The organism is Terriglobales bacterium (assembly GCA_035561515.1).
Taxonomy (GTDB): domain Bacteria; phylum Acidobacteriota; class Terriglobia; order Terriglobales; family Acidobacteriaceae; genus DATMXP01.
In genome coordinates, this window is sequence record DATMXP010000029.1 from 1 (window position 1) to 3,687 (window position 3,687).

Here is a 3,687-nt window from a genome sequence, read left to right on the forward strand (position 1 = left end):
CTGGTTTCGGGAAGTAACGTTCAATCGGTTCGCTGGCACAGACGCGTCACGGCCCTCCGGGCTGATGCCTATGACGGCCTTACTCTGTCTGTGTGGCGCGCCCCTTTGGCGGGGACTCGGTGGAGTTCAGGCGGGACGAACCAAGTATGCTCGCGTTCGGTACCGATGCACACTTGAACAGTCTACGCCCTTGCGCGGCCTCTCACGCGCGGCAGCCGTGGGTCTTCACGATTTCGATCTGCTCCAGTGCCAAATAACGAACCTCGCTTCTGCGCTACCGTACCTTTCCGGCGATGCCCTTCAACCGAGACCTAAGGCGCCGGAACTGATCCCCATTGATTCCGGCCACATTCTCTGTTTCCACGGTGGTTCGGCCGTGAACGTAGAACTGTACCAGCGCGGAACGCTGTTCCTCGTTCAAGTCCATCAAGCAATGGCGGAGAGCGGCATGGGTGTGTTCCCGCTGCTGTTTTTCCTCTTGGGGAGTGTGCAGCGCGACGTGGCGCGCCGCAATTGCCAGAAGGCGCGACTGCCGCTGATGAGGGGGTATCACTGATTCCCTGAGGAGTTTAGGGGCATCCGTGAGGATTGCTTGGGCGAGATCTTCATCGTGCCTGAGTAGATGGCGATAGATGTAGGCCCGTATGCCTGGCAGTAGGACACGATCAATGTCGTCGACTGCGTCAGCACGCGCCGCAACCCTGTCCCTAACATTCGCGAAGCGCGAGCTCCCCGGTGAATTGGAGCCGAACACCAACCTGGGAAATCCTTTCCGAGAAACGCGAGCTTCAGCTCGCGTAGCCGCCTAAATATTCGGTTGAATTACAACTGAATTTTGGTAGAATCCGTATAATATATCGTGCTTAAAGGCACCTAAAGCAAGGCTCTCACACTCCCCGCAGTCACTGCAACTACCAAGTCCACCAGGAGTACTAGAAGTACTCCTTCTTGCTATGTGTTGTTCGAGTGTGGCCGGCCCAGATCGAGACCGCTTGAGCACGTCAGGCGGATTTCAAGCAGACATCACGCACAGGATGCGAGCAAGGCTGTACTGCTGGATGGCGCTCGCAAAAGCCGCTTTGGTGTGGCGACCCGGCGTTGAATTCTAGCAGCAAGCCGGGCCTTCGCTCTTGACTTGAGTAGCCGGAACTGCGTGTCGGTCAGCCCCATATCCGCGCAAATACTCTCTTTGGTTTCGTTCTTCAGATAGAACCTCGACAAAACCTCGCGGTCGCGTGCAGAGAGCCTGCGCAAAATCGCCATCAGCAGTTCGATATGTTGGGCGCGAATCAGATGCTGTTCGATACTGTCCGTATTATCAGGAAACGTCTCAAGAAGTTCGCCACCGCTGCGAGCGCGAATTGTTTCTCTGATGTATGCTGCCACTTGACGGCGAAGCACCGTTCGGATAAAGCCCATCAGGCATTCAGGCCGCCGGATTCCGCCGCGCTGAATGGCGTCAACAACAGCTATAAACGTTTCGGCGAACAAGTCGTCCGCATTTCCGAAGCCGACTTCTCGACCCAAGTAGAAACGCGCACCGTGCATGACTTCATGGAGTTCCCGCAGGCCATTGGGATCGCCTCTTCCGACTTTGAACACGAGCGAGGCGTACCGAGAGGACTCCGAGCACTGCGCGCCGCTTCCAGCAGCATTAGCTAAGAACATTACGAACCCTCTTTGTTGTAGATCCAGGCCGGAAAGATTTTGAAATGTTGAGACCTACCGATAAGAAGCAATATAGATTTAATAAGAAATGGTAGAACGCATAGCGAGTATTGGGGTAGGGCTGGAGCGGGGGTGCAGTTCTAGTACCGTACTGCCCACCTTTGGGGGGCGGTGCTCGGATCAGCTACTTCTCTGCCTCAAGTCGTTTCAGCGCCTCCATAAGCTGCTGACTTCTATACACTTCCTCCGCGCACGGCGGGCAAACAAGGTAGTGTTGTTCAAAGACTTGGGTTTCCTCTGGTGAAAGCTGATTTCGGCAATAGTCGTCCGCAACCTCGCCTGGATCGGAGGGACATCGGTCTGGGAAAAGCTTACGCTTTGGTGCCATTTCGGTTTTGGTACAAAGGCATTTCAATCATGCGCGCTGAAGGCGCTGTTCCAGATTCAGAACATTCTGCTGCTTTCGTCGGTCCAAGCATAAGCTCCATTATCAACGAAAAGGGCCTATTTTCAACCTCGTGTTCCGGTTTCGGAACAGAATCCAGACAGTTGGGTCCAGCGCAATACCCGACCATCATATTATCAAAACGCGGGCAGGCGCAAGACGACCCAGGGCACCCGCTGGTCACATGAGATCGTCGGTCCGCCGCCGAAACGCAAGCCGCTCTTCTACCGCCTCCTGCACCATGCTGCACGGCTGCGGAACTCGGATAATCCACGCCCTACCTCCTTCCCGCCCGGTCGGCGCAGCCCGCATGTCTCAGGCGCGGCGTTTGAGCGGCGTGCGGCTGTGAAACACACGAATACAGGCTATGCCGCGAACCGTGAGGGCGGCTATGGTACAGCAAGGTCATGGCCCGACAATCCCAGTGGCGCAGCATCGCCCATTGGACCGCACGTGTGTGCTCTGCCGAGCAATCGCAAGAGACGCCACCATTGGCGAAGCCGCTACCCTCTAGCAGCCGCACTGCTCAAGCGACAGCAGCGGCTTGCTTTAACGCTCGAAATTGTGTCCGAAATTCGTGGCGTTCGATGGCGATCACCGTCCCCCGCTCGCTCGTACGGACGACTCTGCCGAAAACCAACAGTTTCATGGGGCAAAGGTCGTTGAGTAGGGCAGGCCAGTCAATGGAGAGTTCGATCGGCATTCTCGGCGGCAAAGTGGTCTGAGCATCGATTAAGACGCCACTGCTGCTGATATTGATGGTCCTGCCGACGCCCACTCTACGGTTTCCAGAAAAAAGCCGATATTCAACCTCCTGTTGGATGGGAAACCGACGTTTGCGGCGCCGCTCCTGGCGAGTTGTCGCGTAGCTCTCGTTGATCATGTGGCTGTGAAAAGAAATGGTAGCGGTCAGGAATCCTGCTGCTCAAGATGCATTTAGTTAACTGGTAGTGATAATGTTGGGGCGCTTACTCGCTCCGGAGCCGGCCCGTATGGTTCTAATGGCGCGCCATCCGGTTTTCGCTCCAGCCGGGTACCCTCTTTCTCCCAGTGATCGTCATTCAACGTGTTCCGCGCGCTTAGGACACCGCCGCTTTGGTCGGCGTCCCGGCAGCCTTAGCCTCTAGCGTCGCGCCGCTGACTGGAGTTCTTCATTGTCCATATCCGGGACTCCCAACCGTGGCGCCTACCGACGTCCGGCAGTTCTCGGCATGGTGCGAGGCTGCAATCCGCGCCTCGGTAATCATGCCTGCACATGAAGCGGAAAGAACCGCCTTACCGACGCGGCGCGCCCGATATGTCCAGGACGGCCTCCTTCACCGACTAGTGCGCAAACTGATGCCGAAGAGGGATTTCGCGTGGGACATACCTCGTTTTACGAAGGCGCACGTGAGCGCAAGCTGAGGGCTCACGCTGCCGAACTGCGGCTCTTCGCCGCGGGCTTCCTCCAGAGCGCCTCGGCGGGGTGGAAGCAGATGGAGATGGCGCAGAAGGAAGCCGCCATGAGCACCACGAAGGTGCGAGCCGGCGAGGAGAGGCGCTTCAGCGGGAAACCTTCCCGCAACAGCAGGTCC

Annotated in this window: 4 protein-coding genes; 2 read left to right on the forward strand and 2 right to left on the reverse strand. The window is 57.2% G+C overall.

The genetic code is table 11. From position 1 onward, the window contains the following. The coding region (locus VN577_14765) for a hypothetical protein (protein HWR16087.1) at positions 1–556 on the forward strand (556 nt) is incomplete at its 5' end. Between the two features lie 467 nt (positions 557–1,023). On the opposite strand, the gene VN577_14770 is transcribed toward VN577_14765, so the two are convergent. Further along, positions 1,024–1,668, reverse strand: a complete 645-nt coding sequence (locus VN577_14770) for a sigma-70 family RNA polymerase sigma factor (GenBank protein ID HWR16088.1) — start codon at positions 1,666–1,668, stop codon at positions 1,024–1,026. A 971-nt stretch (positions 1,669–2,639) separates the two neighbouring features. Beyond that, the gene (locus VN577_14775) at positions 2,640–2,996 is read right to left on the reverse strand and encodes a PilZ domain-containing protein (GenBank protein HWR16089.1); all 357 of its coding nucleotides are present in this window, start codon (positions 2,994–2,996) and stop codon (positions 2,640–2,642) included. Positions 2,997–3,471: 475 nt separating this feature from the next. Here VN577_14775 and VN577_14780 point away from each other — a divergent pair. After that, the coding region (locus VN577_14780) for a hypothetical protein (GenBank protein ID HWR16090.1) at positions 3,472–3,687 on the forward strand (216 nt) is incomplete at its 3' end.

Coding starts and splice junctions, on each gene's coding strand:
- VN577_14775 (HWR16089.1), bottom strand. CDS start 2,996: ATGATCAACGAGAGCTACGCGACAACTCGCCAGGAGCGGCGCCGCAAA.
- VN577_14770 (HWR16088.1), bottom strand. CDS start 1,668: ATGTTCTTAGCTAATGCTGCTGGAAGCGGCGCGCAGTGCTCGGAGTCC.